16 protein-coding genes are annotated in these 17,478 nt (G+C 74.2%); 10 read left to right on the top strand and 6 right to left on the bottom strand.

The features are described 5' to 3' along the window. The 3 genes from ACWDAS_RS40745 to ACWDAS_RS40735 all read right to left on the bottom strand — a co-directional run. The coding region (locus ACWDAS_RS40745) for a PAS domain-containing protein (protein WP_450400954.1) at window positions 1-1,406 on the bottom strand (1,406 nt) is incomplete at its 3' end. A gap of 682 nt (window positions 1,407-2,088) precedes the next feature. Next, window positions 2,089-2,892: a thioesterase family protein gene (locus ACWDAS_RS40740; protein WP_450400958.1), complete on the bottom strand. Its 804-nt coding sequence runs from the start codon at window positions 2,890-2,892 to the stop codon at window positions 2,089-2,091. A gap of 117 nt (window positions 2,893-3,009) precedes the next feature. Beyond that, entirely contained in the window at window positions 3,010-3,519 is a 510-nt protein-coding gene (locus ACWDAS_RS40735) for an ATP-binding protein (RefSeq protein WP_450400952.1), read from the bottom strand. Between the two features lie 146 nt (window positions 3,520-3,665). Here ACWDAS_RS40735 and ACWDAS_RS40730 point away from each other — a divergent pair, with 146 nt between their 5' ends. Further along, window positions 3,666-4,292, top strand: coding sequence for a TetR/AcrR family transcriptional regulator (locus ACWDAS_RS40730; RefSeq protein WP_450400951.1), 627 nt, complete (start codon window positions 3,666-3,668; stop codon window positions 4,290-4,292). A gap of 40 nt (window positions 4,293-4,332) precedes the next feature. On the opposite strand, the gene ACWDAS_RS40725 is transcribed toward ACWDAS_RS40730, so the two are convergent. Both ACWDAS_RS40725 and ACWDAS_RS40720 read right to left on the bottom strand, forming a co-directional pair. Continuing rightward, on the bottom strand, window positions 4,333-5,931 hold the full coding sequence (locus ACWDAS_RS40725; protein WP_450400950.1) for a glycerol-3-phosphate dehydrogenase/oxidase: 1,599 nt from the start codon (window positions 5,929-5,931) through the stop codon (window positions 4,333-4,335). After that, window positions 5,928-6,527 (bottom strand): TetR/AcrR family transcriptional regulator, encoded by a 600-nt coding sequence (locus tag ACWDAS_RS40720; RefSeq protein WP_450400949.1) that lies wholly within the window; start codon window positions 6,525-6,527, stop codon window positions 5,928-5,930. Before ACWDAS_RS40720 ends, ACWDAS_RS40725 begins: the two co-directional genes overlap by 4 nt. A gap of 79 nt (window positions 6,528-6,606) precedes the next feature. On the opposite strand from ACWDAS_RS40720, the gene ACWDAS_RS40715 reads away from it, so the two are divergent. From ACWDAS_RS40715 to ACWDAS_RS40680, 8 genes are all read left to right on the top strand, one after another. Beyond that, on the top strand, window positions 6,607-8,199 hold the full coding sequence (locus ACWDAS_RS40715) for an FAD-binding oxidoreductase (RefSeq protein WP_450400956.1): 1,593 nt from the start codon (window positions 6,607-6,609) through the stop codon (window positions 8,197-8,199). Window positions 8,200-8,293: 94 nt separating this feature from the next. Next, window positions 8,294-9,175: a YegS/Rv2252/BmrU family lipid kinase gene (locus ACWDAS_RS40710; RefSeq protein ID WP_450400947.1), complete on the top strand. Its 882-nt coding sequence runs from the start codon at window positions 8,294-8,296 to the stop codon at window positions 9,173-9,175. Between the two features lie 302 nt (window positions 9,176-9,477). Then, window positions 9,478-10,251: a MerR family transcriptional regulator gene (locus ACWDAS_RS40705; RefSeq protein ID WP_450400945.1), complete on the top strand. Its 774-nt coding sequence runs from the start codon at window positions 9,478-9,480 to the stop codon at window positions 10,249-10,251. 44 nt (window positions 10,252-10,295) lie between these two features. Beyond that, on the top strand, window positions 10,296-11,090 hold the full coding sequence (locus ACWDAS_RS40700) for a hypothetical protein (RefSeq protein WP_450400944.1): 795 nt from the start codon (window positions 10,296-10,298) through the stop codon (window positions 11,088-11,090). Window positions 11,091-11,173: 83 nt separating this feature from the next. Next, window positions 11,174-12,136 carry an RNA polymerase sigma factor gene (locus tag ACWDAS_RS40695; protein ID WP_450400942.1) on the top strand — a complete coding sequence of 321 codons (963 nt, stop codon included), beginning with the start codon at window positions 11,174-11,176 and terminating at the stop codon, window positions 12,134-12,136. 143 nt (window positions 12,137-12,279) lie between these two features. After that, window positions 12,280-12,642 carry a YciI family protein gene (locus tag ACWDAS_RS40690; RefSeq protein WP_450400940.1) on the top strand — a complete coding sequence of 121 codons (363 nt, stop codon included), beginning with the start codon at window positions 12,280-12,282 and terminating at the stop codon, window positions 12,640-12,642. Then, entirely contained in the window at window positions 12,639-13,907 is a 1,269-nt protein-coding gene (locus ACWDAS_RS40685) for an RNA polymerase sigma factor (protein ID WP_450400938.1), read from the top strand. The genes ACWDAS_RS40690 and ACWDAS_RS40685 overlap by 4 nt, the downstream gene beginning before the upstream one ends. Before the next feature lie 276 nt (window positions 13,908-14,183). Beyond that, window positions 14,184-14,690 carry a tetratricopeptide repeat protein gene (locus ACWDAS_RS40680; RefSeq protein WP_450400936.1) on the top strand — a complete coding sequence of 169 codons (507 nt, stop codon included), beginning with the start codon at window positions 14,184-14,186 and terminating at the stop codon, window positions 14,688-14,690. Between the two features lie 198 nt (window positions 14,691-14,888). Here the strand turns inward: ACWDAS_RS40680 and ACWDAS_RS40675 are convergent, their stop codons facing one another. After that, window positions 14,889-15,398, bottom strand: coding sequence for a hypothetical protein (locus ACWDAS_RS40675; protein ID WP_450400934.1), 510 nt, complete (start codon window positions 15,396-15,398; stop codon window positions 14,889-14,891). A 1,086-nt stretch (window positions 15,399-16,484) separates the two neighbouring features. On the opposite strand from ACWDAS_RS40675, the gene ACWDAS_RS40670 reads away from it, so the two are divergent. Further along, window positions 16,485-17,402: a hypothetical protein gene (locus tag ACWDAS_RS40670; protein ID WP_450400932.1), complete on the top strand. Its 918-nt coding sequence runs from the start codon at window positions 16,485-16,487 to the stop codon at window positions 17,400-17,402. Window positions 17,403-17,478: the final 76 nt, after the last annotated feature.

The raw sequence follows: 17,478 nt of genomic DNA, 5'->3' as shown, positions 1-17,478 counted from the left end.
GAGGCCGCCTCCACCGCCGAGCCGCCCCGCAATCGGTGCGGGAGCAGATTGCGCTGGAGCGCCAGGGCGGCGGCGTGCTCGCGGGCGTACTGGCGTGCGTTGTCCAACGACAGCGCGGCACGGCTGACGAGCTCTTCGGCCAGGAGCAGATCGTTCTCCTGGAACGGCACGGGGTCCTTGGTGCGGATGAACAGAACCACGCCCAGCAGGGCACGCCGCACGCGGATGGGGACGACCATCAGCGAGTGCATGCCGTTCTCGTGGACCATCCGCGTCAGTTCCCGGTCCTGGCCGATCCACATGCCGGGAGCGGCGTCCAGGATCGGCTCCAGGTGGGACCTCCCGGTGCGCAGGATGTCGGTGAGGGGTGAGGCGGGCGGCACAAGGACCCGCTCACCGCGCGTCCATGGGGACTCCGGCACCTCTCGGTGGATCGAGGCCAGACCGGCACGACGGAAGACGGGGAGGCGCTCGCCCGTCGTGCCGATGCGGACCGGCGGCCCCTCGCCGAACGGCACCGACTGCTCCAGGTCGACGGCGACGTAGTCGGCGAGCAGGGGCACGGCGAGGTCGGCCAGCTCCTGGCTGGTCTGCGTCACGTCCAGGGTGCCGCCAAGGCGCGTACCGGCCTCACTGAGGACGGCGAGACGCTCGCGCGCCCGCCGGCTCTCCGCGACGTCCACGCTGATGACGCACACCCCCAGCGCTCGGCCGTCGGCGCCCTGGAGGCAGTGGAACGAGGCCGCGAACGGGTGGTTCCGGCCCAGACTCGACGGCAGCCAGGTCCGGTACTCGTGGACCTTGGTGATACCGCTGTGAAGCACCTGCCGCATCACGGCCTCGAGTGCCTCGGCCTTGGCACCGGGCAGCGCATCGGTGAACCGGCGTCCGAGGCGCCGGTCGGGGGAGATGCCGTCGTGGCTCTCCATCGCGTCGTTCACCCCGATGCACCGCAGCTGCCGGTCGCGGACGACGATGCCGATCGGCGCGCGGGTGAGAACCGGACCCCGCACCGACCCGTTCATCGCCTCCCCGGGCAGCACGCCGAGGTCGGTCACGGACGCGAGCCACCGCGCTGTTCCGTCCTGCCCCCGCAGCATCGAGATCCGCAGGCTGACGTCGAGCGCGCGGCCGTCCCTGTGGCGCACCGCCGTCGTGCCCGCCCACCCGTTCCGGGCACGGCATCGCTCGACGAAGGCCGAGGTCGTCGGCGCCTCCCCGAAGGCCGGCAGTACGAGTGAGGCGGAACGGCCCACCACGTCCATGGCGGAGTGCCCGACAAGCTCCTCGGCGGCCTGCGTCCATCCGACGACCGTCCCTTGATCGTCGAGCATCGCGATCGCCGACTCGGTCAGCTCGGACGTGTTCATCTGCTTACCGAGTGTCACCGCGTCAGTGCTGGTCATCGGGTTCCTGTCCTCGGGTAGGTGGAGGGGAGGGGGGTGGTATGCGGTGCGGGAAGCCGATGCGCGGACGGTGTGCCCGCTTCTGTGCCTGCGCCTGCGGCCGGCGGGGTCATGGGCGCGATGGGGCATCGGTTCGAGTGATTTGCACCATTTGATAGGGATGACCGGGCGGTCCTGTGATCTGTGACAACGCGGCCGTTCCGGCGGAGCGGACCTCGCAAGGGCAGGGCTGCACTTTCCGTCCCGGCGCACCCTCGGCCGTGCTGTGCGTCAACCTCGACCGGACCCCGCTGGAGCAGGCGCCCTCGGTGCTCGCCGCGTTCGCCGCGCCCACCCCGCCGCGCCCACCCCGCCGCGCCCCGAGCCGCTCTTCGAGCAGGACCGGACCGAACACGTGCAGCGGATCGTCGGGTCGTGCACCCGCGACCGCGGCTGCCCGGTGGAACGCCTCGGCCGCGACGACCGCCTCGCGATCCTCGAAGAACTCGACCAGGCAGGCGTGTTCGCGCTGCGCCGCCCGGCGCCCTGCTCGCCGGCCCGCCCCCTCGTCCGGACGCCGCCGTCACCATCGCCGACCTCACCGGCGTCGGCGCCCTCGACGCCGCCCACGGTTCGGCGGTGGCGCGGGAGCTCCTCGGCTGACGGGACGTCACCGGCGCCAGGGGCGAAGGGCCGGCCCGTCTCAGCGGCGCGGCGCCACGAACAGGCTCTGCACGCCGCGGCCGATGGGTCCCTCCTCGTCGTGGAGCACGGTCTCCGCCATGCCCACGCCGTACGGGTCGATGGTGGTGCGGGCGTCGAGGCAGACCCACTCGCCGGCCGGGTGGCGGTGGAGGTGGACGGTGAGGTCGGGGTTGACGAAGAGGTGGGTGGCGAAGTCCAGCACATTGCTCACGCCGTTGCCGGAGTCCGCGGCCACCAGGACGCGGTCAAGGGGCGCGGTCTTCTCGCCGGCGACGAGGGGGACGCGCATGCGCAGCCAGCAGGTGGCCGGGCCGCGGTCGAGGAAGGAACCGGACGCGAAACGGGCCTCCATCGCCGTGTGGTAGCCGGTGTCCCACGGCACGGGGAAGAAGGGCTCCTCCCGTGCCTGTCCGGGGCCGGGGAGGGCGGGTCCCGGGGCGACCGCGGGGACGGCGCCGGGCGCGGTGCGGATGCGCAGCGCCCGCGCGCGCATGATCTCCTCGCCGCCGTCGGGGGTCAGGGACGCCTCGACCAGCTCCACGCTGCGGCCCTCGCGCAGCACGCGGGTGGTCACCGTGAGCGGGGCGAGCGGCACCGGGCGGTGGATCTCGAACGTGATCCGGACCAGGCGCATGTCCTCGCGCGCGCCCGGTCGGGTCTGCACGGCGCGGCCGAGCAGGGCCGCGGGCGGTCCGGCGTGCTGGCTCGCGGCGTCCCAGGGGCCGCGTGTGTACTCGGTCGGGACGAAGCGCTCGTCCGCCACCCGCTCGAAGAAGGCCTCGACATCACTGTGGTCCGGCATGCTCACCGCTACTCTCCCGCCTGCTGACGACGGAACAGAGGCTACTGAGCGGTAGCTCGGGTGTCACGGGCGTGCGGGCGGGGTGCGGATCGGCCGGGGTGGGTTCCGCCGGCCCCTTCAGGCCGCGGCCGGGGCGGGCAGCTCGAACCACGTCGTCTTGCCGGTCGCCGTCCGGTCGGTGCCCCAGGCGGCGCTGAGCAGGTCGAGGATCTCGATCCCGCGGCCGCCCTCCGCGTCGGTCTCGGCGGCGCGCCGGACCGGGGCGGCGGAGCTGACGTCCTCGACCTCGCACCGCAGGCGGGCGCCCTCGACGCGCAGGTTCAGCCGTACCGGGCCGCGGGCGTGCCGCAGGGCGTTGGTGACCAGTTCGCTGACCAGGAGCTCGACGGTGTCCGTCAGCTCGTCGAGGGACCACTCCCGCACCTGCGCCGTGGTCAGCCTCCGGGCGCGGCCCACGGAGGTGAGCTCGCGCGCGAGGGGCCAGGAGGCGTCCCGGGCGGTGGCGCGTCCGGCCGGTGCGTGCAGCGGGCGGACGGGCTCCAGGGTGCGGGACCACAGCCTGAACTGCCTGGCGAGCCAGGACGTGGGGGCGGACGTCTCGTCTGTGCCGACGGCCTGGGCGGCCATGGTGATCATTCCCTTCCGTGCCGAGGGGCGCGGAGGCCCGGCGGCCATTCCTGTAGCAGGTGCTACATCTATCAATATACATGTAATGGGTGCTACGGTAAAGAACTCCACAAAAACCATCAATTCCGGCATCTCGGGAGGGTTTCATGTCGCGACAGGCCGATCCCGTCAAACGGCGGGAACTCCTCGACCGGGTCCGGGAGTACGTCGTCGGGCACGGGCTGGCGGAACTGTCCCTGCGTCCGATGGCCAAGGCGCTGGGCACCAGCGACCGCATGCTCCTGTACTACTTCGGGACCAAGGAGCGCCTCGTCGCGGAGGCGCTCGCCCAGGACACGAGCCGCCCGATCCTGCGGTTCCGCGAGATCCTGGCCGCGACGGGCCCGCCCCGGGACGCGACGGGCATGCGTCGCCTGGCGGAGGCGCTCTGGGAGGAGCTCCGCACTCCCGAGCGCAGCGCCGTGCTTCCCCTGTATTTCGAGATCATGGCCGCCGCCGTACTGAGGCCCGAGCGCCACGGGCCGTACATGCGGGATGTGGTCACCGAGTGGACGGAACTGGTCGTCCCCCTCTTCGAGAGCCTCGGGATGTCCGGCGAACGCTCCCGGACCGAGGCCCGCCTGATGGTGGACGCCTCCTTCGGCCTGATCTTCGCGTCCCTCTCGGACGGCGACCAGGAGCGTGCGGATGCCGCCTTCCGCACGCTCCTCGACCGTCTGGAACCCGGCTGGCACGCCGACGTCCGTGCGCCGGGAGCGGCCGCCGTTCCGTGAGCGGCCGTCGTCGGCCGCCGCCCTGTGGGCCGGGCGGGGCTCACGCCTCGGCCAGTGCCTCCCCGGCCGCCTTCAGCGCGGTCTCGCGATCCGCCGGGACGAGCCCGATGCGGGTGCGCCGGTCGAGGAGGTCGCCCGTGTCGAGGGCCCCTTCGTGGCGTACGGCCCACAGGAGCTCCGCCCGGGTGACGGGGTGGCCGGCGACGACCGGCTCGCGCAGGGAGGGGTCGGCGGCCCCGAGGGCGTGCACGGCGGGGGCCTCGGTGCCGTAGCGCTGGACCAGGCGGCGCGGGGAGCGCAGACCGCTGAGCACCCGCGGCGCGGCGGCGCCCACGAGGGGGAGCGATGCGGTGCGGCAGGGGCCGGCGCCGAGCCCGCGGGCCGCGACGGCGGCGTCGACGGCGTCCTCGGCCATGCGCCGGTAGGTGGTGAGCTTGCCGCCGACGATGGTCACGACGCCCTCGCCCGAGGTGAGCACGGCATGCTTGCGCGAGATGTCGGCGGTGCGGCCGGAGCCGTAGTCCGACGTGTCGAGCAGCGGCCGCAGACCGGCGAAGGCCCCGGCGACGTCGTCCCGGTGGACGGGGACGTCCAGGGTGGTGCCGAGCACGTCGAGCAGGAAGCCGATGTCCGTCTCGGGGACCTCCGGGACGTCGGGGATCTCGCCGTCGACGGGCTCGTCGGTCAGCCCGACGTACACCCGGCCGTCGCCCTGCGGCAGGACGAGGGCGAAGCGGTTGGACTCGCCGGGGATCGGGATGTGCAGGCCCGCCGGCAGGCCGCCGAGCCCCTCCGAGCGCAGCACGAGGTGCGTGCCCCGGGACGGCCGCAGCCGTACGCCGTCGACGAGCCCGCCCGCCCACACGCCGGAGGCGTTGATCACCGCCCGGGCCCGGATCTCCGTCTCCTGGCCGGTCAGTTCGTCACGTATCACGGCACCGGACCCGCTGAGCGAGACGGCGCGCACGCGGGTCAGGACGCGTGCGCCGTGCGCCGCGGCGGTACGGGCGACGACGGTCACCAGGCGTGCGTCGTCGGCGAGTTGGCCGTCCCACGACAGCAGTCCGCCGCGCAGCCCGGCGGTGCGCAGGGCGGGGGCGAGATGGCGGGTCTCCACCGCCGACAGCCGGCGGGGTGCCGGGAGCGTGGCGCGCGCCGTACGGGCCGACAGGCGCAGCGCGTCGCCGGCCCGGAAGCCGGACCAGGCCAGCGCCGCCTGGCCGCGGGAGACCAGCGGTGTCAGCGGCAGCACGAACGGCTGGGCCCGGACGAGGTGGGGCGCGGTGCGCTCCATCAGCACGCCGCGCTCGACAGCGCTCTCGTACGCGACGTCCAGCTGGCCGGAGGCGAGATAGCGCAGGCCGCCGTGGATCAGCTTGGAACTCCACCGGGAGGTGCCGAAAGCGAGGTCGTGGGCGTCGATCGCGGCGACCGACAGCCCGCGGGAGGCCGCGTCGAGCGCCGCGCCCGCTCCCGTCGCGCCGAGGCCGACGACGAGGACGTCCACCTCCGCCCCGCCCGTGAGCTCCGCGAGTTCGCGGGCGCGGCGCGCGGCGTTCAGCGAGGACCCGGGGACTCCGGCGGGGCCGGGGGCGTCGCCGGAGGAGCGGGAGGAGGCCGGGCTGCTCGTGGGGCTCATGGCGAAAGGGTCCTCTCCAGGATGGCCCGCAGTTCCCGGAGGAAGGCCGCGGAGGTCAGGTCGGGGTCGTCCTCGTCGGTCATGGTGCGCAGCGAGAGCGTGAAGGACTGGACGACGAGCAGCACGGAACGGGCCTGCCGCGCCAGGTGGTCAACGCGGACAGAGCCGTCCGCGTGGCCCTCCTCCAGCCCGCCGGCGATGAGCTGCAGCAGCGCGTCCTGGCTGGCGCCCCGGCGGTCCAGCACGTAGGGGAGGAGCAGTTCGGGGTCGACGTCGAGGATCTTGACGAACAGCGGGTGCGCGCGGAAGGCGCGCACTCCGGCCACCAGGCCCTCGACCAGGTGGGCCCGGGTGGTGGTGCCCTCGTGCCGCTCGGGCATCGCCTCCATGGCGACGGTGACCCACTCGCGGGTCATCAGGTCGCCGACCAGGGTGCGGACATCGGGCCACCGCCGGTAGAGCGTCATGCGGGAGACGCCGGCGCGGCGGGCCACGTCGGTCAGGGTCGTGCGGCGGACGCCGACGGCCAGGACGCAGTCGCGGACCGCGTCGAGCACCGGATCGCTGTCCGACTGGTTGTGACGAATAGGCGCCATGTGTCACAGTGTAACGCCAGTGAGGGCCGCAGGAGACGGCACCCCAGAAACGACCGGTGAGGACGGCCCCATGGACCCCGTGGACATGTTGTGGAGCGGCTGGGGCGACCCGGCCAAGGCGGCCCCGCTGCCCGACTCCGTGATCGGCCTGCTGCGCGACCTGCTCGGCGTCAAACCCCGCGGCGCCGAACCCGCCGCCCTGGAGGACATCGCCGTCCCCGAGTCGCCCCTCACCGACGAGGCCCGGCAGGACCTCGTCGACTGCGTGGGCGACCCGGCCCACGTGCGCACCGACGCGGAGACCCGGATCCGCCACACCCGCGGCAAGTCCACCCCGGACCTGCTGCGCATCCGCGCCGGCGACGTCGACGACACACCGGCGGCCGTCGTGCTGCCCGCCGGCCACGACGAGGTCCTGGCCGTCCTCGCCGTCTGCGCCGAGCACGGCATCGCCGTCGTCCCCTTCGGCGGCGGCACCTCGGTCGTGGGCGGCCTCGCCCCGGAGCGGCGGCAGGCCTTCATCGCGCTCGACCTGCGCCGGATGAACCGGCTGCTGTCGCTCGACCCGGTCTCCCGCACCGCGATCCTCCAGCCGGGGCTGCGCGCCCCCGAGGCCGAGGCGCTCCTGGCCGAACAGGGCTTCACCCTCGGCCACTTCCCCCAGTCCTACGAGTGGGCGACCATCGGCGGATTCGCCGCCGCCCGGTCCAGCGGCCAGGCGTCCGCCGGCTACGGCCGCTTCGACGAGATGGTGCTGGGCCTGACCGTCGCCACGCCCCGGGGCACCCTCGACGCCGGCCGGGCCCCGCGCTCCGCGGCCGGCCCCGATCTCCGTCAGCTGATCCTCGGCTCCGAGGGCGCGCTGGGCGTCATCACCTCCGTGACGGTGCGGATCCGCCCGCTCCCCCAGGTCAAGGTGTACGAGGGCTGGCGCTTCGCATCCTTCGCCGAGGGCGCGGCGGCACTGCGCCGGCTCGCCCAGGACGGGCCCCGCCCCACCGTGCTCCGCCTGTCCGACGAGACCGAGACGCTGATCGGCCTCGCCCAGCCCGACGCCATCGGCTCCGCCGCCTCCTCGTCCGCCGGCTGTACGGCGATCGCGGGCTACGAGGGCACCGAGGAGGACACCGCGCAGCGCCGGGAGCTGGCTGCGGCGGTGCTGCGCGAGTGCGGCGGCGAGTACCTGGGCGAGGAGCCCGGGCAGCGCTGGGCCCACGGCCGCTTCTCCGCCCCCTACCTGAGGGACTCCCTGCTCGACGCGGGCGCCTTCGCCGAGACCCTGGAGACCGCCACCTTCTGGTCGCGGATCCCCGAGCTGTACGACTCCGTGCGCCAGGCGCTCACCGCCACCCTGGCCGAGGCCGGCACGCCGCCGCTGGTGATGTGCCACATCTCGCACGTCTACGAGAACGGCGCCTCGCTGTACTTCACCGTGGTCTCGGCACAGGGCGAGGAACCCGTCGCGCACTGGACCCCGGCCAAGGAGGCCGCCAACGAGGCCATCCTCGCCGCGGGCGGCACCATCACCCACCACCACGGCGTCGGCACCGACCACCGCGACTGGTACGTCCGGGAAGCCGGCCCGCTCGGCATCGATGCCCTTCGCGCCGTCAAGCACGCGCTCGACCCCGCCGGGCTGCTCAACCCCGGCATCCTGCTCCCCGTCCGCTGACCCGCCGGGCGCCGGCGGACCACGCGCCGGCCGGCCGCGCACCGCACCGCCCCCACGCGCCGATCCGCCGTCCCCCTGCCCCGGAGGCACACGCATGCGACAGTTCACCGCCGTCGTCAACCCCACCGCCGGGGGCTCCACCGGGGCGGCCGCCCTCCTCCCGCTGGCGAAACTGCTGCGGGAGGCGGGCGCGGCGCTGGAGACGGAGTACAGCACCAGCCTCAAGCACGCACAGGACCTGGCGCGCCGGGCGGGCGAGCGCGGCCACGTCGTCCTCGCCGTCGGCGGCGACGGCATCGTGGGCGGCATCGGCGGCGCCCTCAGCGGCACCGGCGCGGTTCTCGGCCTCGTACCGGCCGGCCGCGGCAACGACTTCGCCCGTGCCCTCGGCCTGCCCTCCGAGCCGGCCGAACTCGCCCGCGTCCTGCTGCGGAACGAGCCGCGCGCCGTCGACACCATCGAGGTCGAGTCCGCCGTGCACGACCGCGCCGTCGTCCTGGGCAGCGTGTACGCCGGCGTCGACGCGCTCGCCAACCACCACGCCAACACCTCCCGGCTGCTGCGTGGTTCGGCCTCCTACTACGCGGGCGGCCTGCGCGCGGTGGCCGGATGGCGCGCCGCCGCCTACCGCGTCACCGTCGACGGCGTCCTCTACGAGCGCCGCGGCTACACGGTCGTGGCCGCCAACTCCGGCTACTACGGCTCCGGCCGGGCCATCGCGCCCGACGCCCGGGTGGACGACGGACTCCTCGACGTCGTCATGATCCACGACGCGCCGCGCCGGCTCTTCTTCACGCTGATGAACGAGCTCAAGACCGGCGCGCACGTCACGCGCCCGCAGGTCGAGGTCGTCCGCGGCAAGGAGATCCGCATCGAGGCCGACCGCGACGTGCCGTACGGCGCGGACGGCGAGGTGGAGGCAGTCCTCCCGGTCATGGCCCGGATACAGCCGGGGGCGCTGCGGGTGCTCTGCTGACGGGGCGCCGAGACACCGGGCCCCTCGGGGCCCTGGCCGCGAGCCGAACGCCGAGCACACCTGGCGGATGGGCTTCCCCTCCCACGCCCGCAAGCGCCGGCGGGGCCACCGTCTGATCGCCACCGACATCCCCCGGACGGCCGGCGAGGGCAGCGAGATCCGGGGCCCGATCGCCGCCGGCCGGCTCGCCCCCCGCCGACCCGGCTCGGCGGCCCGGGGGCGGCCGCTCTCACCGACCGCACCCAGGTCCCCCGCGAGCCGGGCTTGAACCGGCCGTAGCGGGAGGTCCTAGCGTTGTCGGCGTGATCGGGAACGACGACGCGCGGCGTCTGTGGAGTATCGGCGACGTGGCACGCGCCACCGGGACGACCGTCCGCACGCTGCGCCACTACGACGAGATCGGCCTGCTGAGCGCGAGCGCGCGCACCGCCTCGGGGCACCGCCGGTACACCCCGGGCGACGTGCGCCGGCTCTACCGGGTACGGGCCCTGCGGGGTCTCGGGCTGCCGCTGGACGAGATCGGGCGTGTGCTCGCCGGCACCACCGGCGACCTGGAGGAGATGCGCGATCTGCTGACCGCCCAGCTGGTCTCCCTGGAAGCGTACGCAGGACGGATCCAGCAGCTCACCGCGCGGCTGCGCGGGCTCCTCGGCCGGATCGAGGAGGCGTCGATGCCCGACCCCGAGCAGTTCATGACGACCTTGGAGATGATGTCGGTGTTCGAGACCCACTTCACCGCGGAGCAGCGCGAGCAACTGGCCGGGCGCAGAGCCGGACTCGGCCCGGAAGGGATGGAGGCCGCGAAGGCGGAATGGGCCGGCCTCGTCGAGGCGCTGCTGCGGCACGTCGACGACGGCACACCCGCCGGCGACCGCGAGGTGCGGGCCCTGGTCGCCCGCTGGGACGCGCTGGGGAACCGGTTCCACGCCGCGGGGGAGGACGGGGACCGGACCAGGTCCGCCGCCCGGCGGATGTGGGCCGAACACGGCGAGGAGCTCGGGCGGAGCCTGCCGTGGTCCCCGGAGCGGATGCGTGCGCTGGTGCGGTACGTGGAGCGGGTCCGGGAGGCCAACTAGGCTTCGGCTGAGCGGTGTCGGGCGTGGGGAGGGCGATGGGCGGGATGTCGCGGCGGCCGGGCGGCCCGGTCTCGCGCGGTCCGGGCGGGGAGCGCGGTCCGGGTGGGGCGGCGCAGGGACGGCTGCACCGCGCCGGCGACCTCGGCGTCTCCCCGGGCCCCGACCGGCACCACTACTGGCGTCTGCTGTCGGACGCCGCGCGCGACCGCATGACCCGCGAGAGCGGCACCGTCCTGGAGTGGTGGGCGAACGCGGCGGCCGGCGGCGGTGTGCAGTCCGTGGTCCTCGGCACAGCCGGCCTTGCCACGGCCGACCCGGCGGCCGGTTCCGGGGGAGCGCGCACGGAGGTGCGCACGGTCCGGCTCGACCCGGTGTCCTTCGTCACCCGGCCCTTCCGGAGCGGCCCCGCGACGCCCACGGCGCGCGCCGCGGACGCGGCGGCCACCGGGGCCGCCGCCTCGCTGCTGTCGCGGCGGGCACCGACCGCGCCCGCCGCGCCGCCGACCGGAGCCGCGGCGGCCCCGGAGGCCCCGACGGCCGAGCCCGAACTCACCAGGGAGGCCCGGGACTTCCTGGGGAATCTGCCCCCGGGCGCCCAGCGCTTCCTGCAGCAGCCCTTCCTCGGCGACGACCGCCGGATCGCCACCCAGTGGTACTACTACGAGCAGCCCGCCGCCGGGGGCCTCTCCGAGATGGCGGTCTGGTGCCATCTCCAGGGCCGCCGCTCGGTGACCTTCCTCTCCGGAACCCGTCGCCTGCCCCACGGCGCGCCCCCCGAACAGGCCACCTGGTCGGTCGTCTGCCGCCGTGCGACCGTCGTCTCCCCGGCGGGCTCCTGAGAGGCACCGGACGCCGGGTTTCCCGGCCGTCACGCCGACGCCGTAGCATCCGCTGGGGAAGGGAAGACGCCGGAAGGGACACGATGAGCCGGGACCCCGCGGACGCCCGCACGGAGGACGTGGCGCTCACGCGTGCCGCCCAGGCGGGTGACGTCACGGCGCTGGGCCTGCTCCTGGAGCGCCACCGGGCGGGCATGCGCGCCGTGGCCCTGAGCATCCTCGGACCGGGCCCCGACGTGGACGACGTGACGCAGGAGGCGGCGCTGACCGCGCTGCGCCGCGTGGGCGACGTCCGCGACCCCGCCGCGGTCGGGCCGTGGCTGCGGATGATCGTCCGCAACGCCGCCCGCTCCCTGCTGCGCGGCACCGTCCCCACCCGGCCCCTCGACGACCTCCTCCTGCGGTCGGCGGACACCGGCCCCGAGCGGTGGCTGGAGGACAGCGCCCTGCGGAACTGGATCTGGGAGGCGATCGAGGAGCTCTCCCCGACGCTGCGTCTGCCGCTCGTGCTGCGCCACTTCACCACCGGCGTCTCCACCTACGAGCAGATCGCCGACGCGTGCGGCCTGCCCGTCGGCACCGTGCGCAGCCGGCTCAGCCAGGCCCGGGCCAAGCTCGCCGACGCCCTGACGGCCACCGCGGACGCGGCCCACGACGACGCCGCCCGCCGCACCCGCGCCAGCCGGCGCGAGGCCCACGAGACCCTGGCCGCCGCCGAACGCGGCCACTTCGGTGCGCTCCTCGCCGAACGCTGGTCCCCTCAGGTCGCCCTGCTCAGCGGGAACGAACGGGTCGGTGGCAGCCGCCTGCTGATCCGCGGCATGGACTGCGACCTGACCGCCGGCGTCCGTCAGCGCCTCGTCCACGCCGTGGCCGGACGCTCCCTGACCGTCTGGGAGATGGACATCATCAACCCGCCCGACGCCCCCGACCACTGCCCGCCCGCCGTCGCCTGGCTGATGACCCACGACGCCGCGGGCCGCGTCCGGCACCTGCGCCTCCACCACCCCCGGCCCCCGCACACCCCCGGCGCCGCGGCGGCGTAGGTGTGCCGTTCGGCGACTGAGCGGCGGTGATGGTGACATCGACGCGGTACCGGCCGGGGAAATGTCGGGGAGGGCTGTCGAATCGGGGCCGGCCGTTCGACGTAGGTGTAAGGCAGCAACGACCACTCGGAAGGACAGCCGCCATGGCTCAGTACGCGATTTTGATCTACGCGAAGGCCCACGCCGACGAGGCCGAGGCCGTTCCCGGGGCGCGGGAGGCCCATGACCGCCACTTCGAGGACTTGGTGGAGTCCGGCGCCCTGGTCGCGGCATTCGCGCTGCAGCCCGCCGCCGACACGGCCACCTCGGTCCGCGGCGACGTGGTGACGGACGGCCCGTTCGTCGACGCCAAGGAGGTCATCGCCGGCTTCTGCGTCATCGAGGCGCCCGACCTGGACGCCGCTTTGAAGATCGCTCGGGCCAATCCCATCACCCAGCAGGGCGGCGGTGTCGAGGTGCGGCCCGTCGAAGGCGGCTTCATCGCGCACCGGCCCTCCGCGGCATGACGTCCCGCGCGGACGTCGGGACGGCGGTCGCGGACGCGCACCGTCGCGGGTGGGCCCTGGTGCTCGCCGCGACGGCGCGCGTCGCGCGCGACCTGGACCTGGCCGAGGAGTGCGTGCAGGAGGCGTACGCCGCGGCCCTGGCGAGCTGGGCACGCGACGGGATCCCGGACAACCCGGAGGCGTGGCTCACCACCGCGGCCAAGCGCCGGGCGATGGACGCGGTGCGCCGTGAGCAGACGTTCCGCCTGAAAGTCCCGCTGCTGGTGGAGCCCGAGGAGACGGAGGACGAGGTGGCCGTCGACGAACCGGCCGCCGTCGAGCCGGAGGACGTGGTACCGGACGAGCGGTTGCGGCTGATCTTCATGTGCTGCCACCCGGCGCTGGCGCAGGAGGCGCAGTCGGCCCTCACGCTGCGGCTGGTGTGCGGGATGACGACCGCCGACATCGCCCGGGCGTTGCTGGTGTCGGAGTCGACGATGGCCGCCCGGATGACCCGGGCGAAGAAGAAGATCTCAGCCGCGCGGATCCCCTTCCGGCTGCCGGCAGCGGCTGAGCTGCCCGATCGGCTGCGTGCGGTGCTCGGCGTGATCCATCTGCTGTTCACCGCCGGGCACACCGCGCCGTCGGGCGCATCGCTGATCCGTACGGATCCGGTGGACCAGTCGCTGCGGCTGGCCCGCATGCTGCGCGAGCTGATGCCCGACGAGCCGGAGGTGCGGGGGCTGCTCGCCCTGCTGCTGGTCACCGACGCCCGGCGTGCCACCCGGGTCGACGCCGACGGTCGCCTGCTGCGACTCGAGGACCAGGATCGATCGCTGTGGGACCGCTCGGCGATGGCCGAGGCGCACGGCCTGATCGTGGACGGCCTGCGCGGCGGACGACCGGGGCGCTACGTCCTGCAGGCGGCGATCGCCTCGCTCTACGCCCAGGCGCCGTCCTATGACCGGACGGACTGGCCGCAGATCGTGATCCTGTACGACGAGCTGCTGTCGGTGTGGCCCTCACCGGTGGTGGCGTTGAACCGCACGGTGGCGGTGTCGATGGTCTCGGGGCCGGCCAAGGCGCTGGAAGAGGTCACGGAGCTGGAGAAGGACGGCCGACTCGCGAGATACCAGTACCTACCGGCGATCAAGGCGGACCTGCTCCATCGCCTCGGCCGCCCGCAGGAGGCGTCGATCGCCTACCGCCAGGCGCTGGAGTTGACCGAGAACGACGCCGAGCGCGAGTTCCTGGCCCAACGCCTCGCCGGTCTGCGGCGGGCGTAGGCAGCGGGCTCCACCTGTCCCCGGCCCGTCATGACGAGCCGGTGAGTGCTGCCGGTTCATCGGCGTGCACGGGCCAGCAGTGCTTCGTGCGGCAAGGCCAGCATGCCGTCCGTGTCGACGAACTCACGGCTGAATTCGTCGAAATGGCTCTTGATCGCGAGGCGTGTCCGCGGAGGCTGGCTCTGGGCCGCAACTCGACGGCGTGGGTGCTCCGCCAGGGACGACGTCATGGCCGGTGCTTGGCATGGGGGCTTCCCGGACTGCCAGGATGGGCGCATGCGCGAGAGCGAACCGGGGAGGGACGAGCTGCTGGCCGCCGCCGTGCGGCTGCGCGAGCAGGGGGAGGCCGAGGCGGCGCGGGGGCGGCTGCTCGCGCTGGCGGAGCGGTTCCCCGAGGACGCCGAAGTGGCGTACCAGACGGCGTGGGCGCACGACGTGCTGGGCCTGGAGGCGGAGGCGGTGCCCTTCTACGAGCGCGCCCTGCGCGGGGCGGGACTGCCGGCGGAGGACCGGCGCGGCGCGCTGCTGGGCCTGGGCAGCACGTACCGGATCCTCGGCCGGTACGACGAGGCCGTCGGCCTCCTGCGCACGGCCGTCACCGAGTTCCCCGGCGACGGTGCGCTGCGGACCTTCCTCGCCATGGCGCTGTACAACACCGGCGGACACCACGAGGCCATGCGGCTCCTGCTGACGCTGCTGGCGGACAGCAGCTCCGACCCCGGGGTCGCGCGGTACCGGCGGGCCATCGAGCACTACGCGGGGGACCTCGACGCCACGATGTGAGCCGGGGAGGGCTCCTGGGGTCCCGGGCTCCCCTCCCTGCGGCGTCCCCGGCTACACGTCGGAGCGCGGGACCGTCGCCAGGACCTCGTTGAGGGCGTGCCGGCCGGCACGGAGGGCTTGTCTTAGGTGTACGTGACCGAGATCTCGCCTATTCCCCGGCGCGCCGGCCCGGCGCCGCGCTCGCGTCCCTGCCGGACCTCATCGGCCGCTTCGTACGCGCCCCCGCCGAAGGCCGGTGAGGACGGCCACGGTGACCAGGGCGTACGCGACGTGCGGCACGATGTCGGAGATCCAGTCCGAGCGCGACCAGGTGCGCGGGTCGGTCACGCCCAGCACGGTCATCGGGCCGTTGGTGCCGATCAGCGCGCCGACGATCGCCGTGGCCGTCAGGACCGCGGTCTGCGGTCGCCAGCCGCAGCCGAGCGCCAGGCCGAGCGTGGCGCCGATGCCCGTACCGGCGGCGATACCGGTCAGGGGGCCGAGGGCCGAGACGCGGTTCTTGCGGGTGTCCTCGTCGCCGGGGATCGGTACGTGCGTGGTCGCGGAGAGCCGTTCGACGGTGACGTCGGGGGCGGAGCTGGCGGCACGGCCGCGCAGGAGCATGTCCAGATAGCCCACCGTGTCGAGGGCCGTGGTGCCGGCCGCTCCGGCGGCCGCCCCGCACAGCAAGCCGTGCACGGGTCCGAACCCGCCCTTGCGCGCCGTCACGGGATCACCGCGCCGCGGCGGAGTCCGCCGCGGCGCCGGGGGAGGGGGGTACCGGTCGTCGCGTGCATACCTTCCAGTAAGGCGCCGGACGGCGGACCGCGCCACCGGAGCCGGTGGCGTGCGGCTCAGGCCCCGTCCGGCCGGGGCCGGGTGGCGGACGGCCGCCGTTCCAGCGCGGCGATCTGGTCGACGCGGCGCTGGTGCACTCCGCCCCTGAAGGGTCTCCAAGCCAGGCGCCACGATCTCCCTCGGCCAGGTCCGGCGTGAGCACCATCGCGGCCAGACGAGCAGGCTGGAGCCGTTGTTGCGCGATGCGGGTGCTCCACACGTCGTGGCACAGGCCCGCGTGGATGCCGGGGATCCTGTCGCAGGCACCAGCACGGTCCTCGCCCCGCCGGCCGGGCGGCTGCATCACGTGACCTGCGTCGCGTCGAGACCGAGAGGCGGAACATCGGCCCGCAACGAGTACCCGCCCGGGGTATCTTCGGTCCGGAGGCGTGGGACGGGACGCGCGGAAGGAGCGGCTGGAGTATGGGCGGCGGACGCGAGCGGAGGCGGGGCACAGCCCTGCTGATCGCTGTGTGCGCGGTCCTGTTCGGCCTGTTTCTCATGCACGGAGCCCCCGCAACCGCCGCCGGCTGTCACGGCGAGGCCACTGCGGCCGCCGGCGCCATGGCGCACGACGGTCACGCCCCCGCCCCCGTGCAGGCCCACCCGCTTGCCGCCGCACCGCACCATCCTGGCGCGGGCGTCCTGGCAACCGAACGGGGGACGGATGCGCACGGGCTCCTGTGCGTCTCCATTTCCGCGGGAGACCGACTTCCGCTCCCGGCCAGTCCCCTCGTCGCAATTGTCCTTCTTGCCCTGCTCGCGGCCTGGGCCCCGTACAGGACCTGGCGCCTGGGACGAACGGCTCGCCGCGGGCCACCGGGCGGCCGGCCCCTTTTGTTGAAGGTGTGTATCGCGCGGACCTGACAGGACCCGCGCCGCAGCCCCTGGATCATCCGGGGCGCTGGGCCATCCACGTCCTGATCAACCCGCGCGCCACCCGGCGTGGCGTGCCCACCCGGAAAGACGAACCCTCTGATGTTCGCGACCATCCCTGTGCGCCCCCGAGTTCTCACGGCGGCCGGTACCGCAGCCGCACTCGCCCTGGCCCTGGCGGCATGCGGCTCCGGCGACTCCTCCATGCCCGGCATGCACCACGACCCCAAGCCCTCGTCGTCGGCCTCGGCCGGTGTGTCGGGTACGGGCCACGACTCCATGCCCGACATGGACCACGGCAGCATGGGCGACGGCCTGACCGACGCCAAGGACGGCTACGCGATGACCTCCGCCGTCACCGAACTGCCTGCCGGCAGGCAAACCGACTACACCTTCCGGATCACCGGCCCGGACGGAAAGCCGGTCACCGGCTTCGCGCTCGACCAGACCAAGCGGATGCACTTCTACGCCATCCGCTCCGACCTGACCGGTTTCCAGCACCTGCACCCGGCCATGGCCGCCAACGGCACCTGGACCGCCGGCCTGGCGGGCATGAAGCCGGGCGCCTGGCGGCTGTACGCCTCGTTCACGCCGGACAGCGGTCCGGGCAGGGGCGAGGATTTCGTCCTCAGCCGCACCGCCACCATTCCCGGCACCGCGGACGAGACCTCGCTCCCGGAGGCCGCCACCGGCACCGAAACCGACGGCTACACCGTCTCCGTCAAGGGTGAGCCGATGGCGGGCATGGCCCATCCCCTGACCGTCGGCATCAGCAAGGACGGCAAGCCCGTCACCGACCTCCAGCCCTACCTGGACACCTACGCCCACCTGACCGCCTTCCACGAGGGCGACCGGGCGTTCGCCCATCTCCACCCGGAGACCAGGGCGAACGGTGGCAAGGGCGGCCCGGACCTCGCGTTCCAGGCCATGCTGCCCAAGTCCGGCAACTGGCGGCTTTTCCTGCAGTTCCAGACCGGCGGCACCCTCCACACCGCCGAGCTGACCCTCAACGTCGACTGACGGTCGGCGCGGAGCACGGTAAGGACAGCGGCCCTACGGGCTCTCCCCATGACCGGGACGCATCCGGAGCGCACCG

It is taken from the genome of Streptomyces sp. NPDC001070 (assembly GCF_053598835.1).
This window is presented reverse-complemented; position numbering and strand designations above follow the sequence as displayed.

Excerpts from the sequence above, each read along its gene's own strand:
- ACWDAS_RS40680 (WP_450400936.1), top strand. The coding sequence starts at position 14,184 with ATGCGCGAGAGCGAACCGGGGAGGGACGAGCTGCTGGCCGCCGCCGTG.
- ACWDAS_RS40730 (WP_450400951.1), top strand. The coding sequence starts at position 3,666 with ATGTCGCGACAGGCCGATCCCGTCAAACGGCGGGAACTCCTCGACCGG.
- ACWDAS_RS40720 (WP_450400949.1), bottom strand. The coding sequence starts at position 6,527 with ATGGCGCCTATTCGTCACAACCAGTCGGACAGCGATCCGGTGCTCGAC.
- ACWDAS_RS40710 (WP_450400947.1), top strand. The coding sequence starts at position 8,294 with ATGCGACAGTTCACCGCCGTCGTCAACCCCACCGCCGGGGGCTCCACC.
- ACWDAS_RS40670 (WP_450400932.1), top strand. The coding sequence starts at position 16,485 with ATGTTCGCGACCATCCCTGTGCGCCCCCGAGTTCTCACGGCGGCCGGT.
- ACWDAS_RS40725 (WP_450400950.1), bottom strand. The coding sequence starts at position 5,931 with ATGAGCCCCACGAGCAGCCCGGCCTCCTCCCGCTCCTCCGGCGACGCC.
- ACWDAS_RS40695 (WP_450400942.1), top strand. The coding sequence starts at position 11,174 with ATGAGCCGGGACCCCGCGGACGCCCGCACGGAGGACGTGGCGCTCACG.
- ACWDAS_RS40700 (WP_450400944.1), top strand. The coding sequence starts at position 10,296 with ATGTCGCGGCGGCCGGGCGGCCCGGTCTCGCGCGGTCCGGGCGGGGAG.
- ACWDAS_RS40740 (WP_450400958.1), bottom strand. The coding sequence starts at position 2,892 with ATGCCGGACCACAGTGATGTCGAGGCCTTCTTCGAGCGGGTGGCGGAC.
- ACWDAS_RS40735 (WP_450400952.1), bottom strand. The coding sequence starts at position 3,519 with ATGGCCGCCCAGGCCGTCGGCACAGACGAGACGTCCGCCCCCACGTCC.
- ACWDAS_RS40685 (WP_450400938.1), top strand. The coding sequence starts at position 12,639 with ATGACGTCCCGCGCGGACGTCGGGACGGCGGTCGCGGACGCGCACCGT.
- ACWDAS_RS40690 (WP_450400940.1), top strand. The coding sequence starts at position 12,280 with ATGGCTCAGTACGCGATTTTGATCTACGCGAAGGCCCACGCCGACGAG.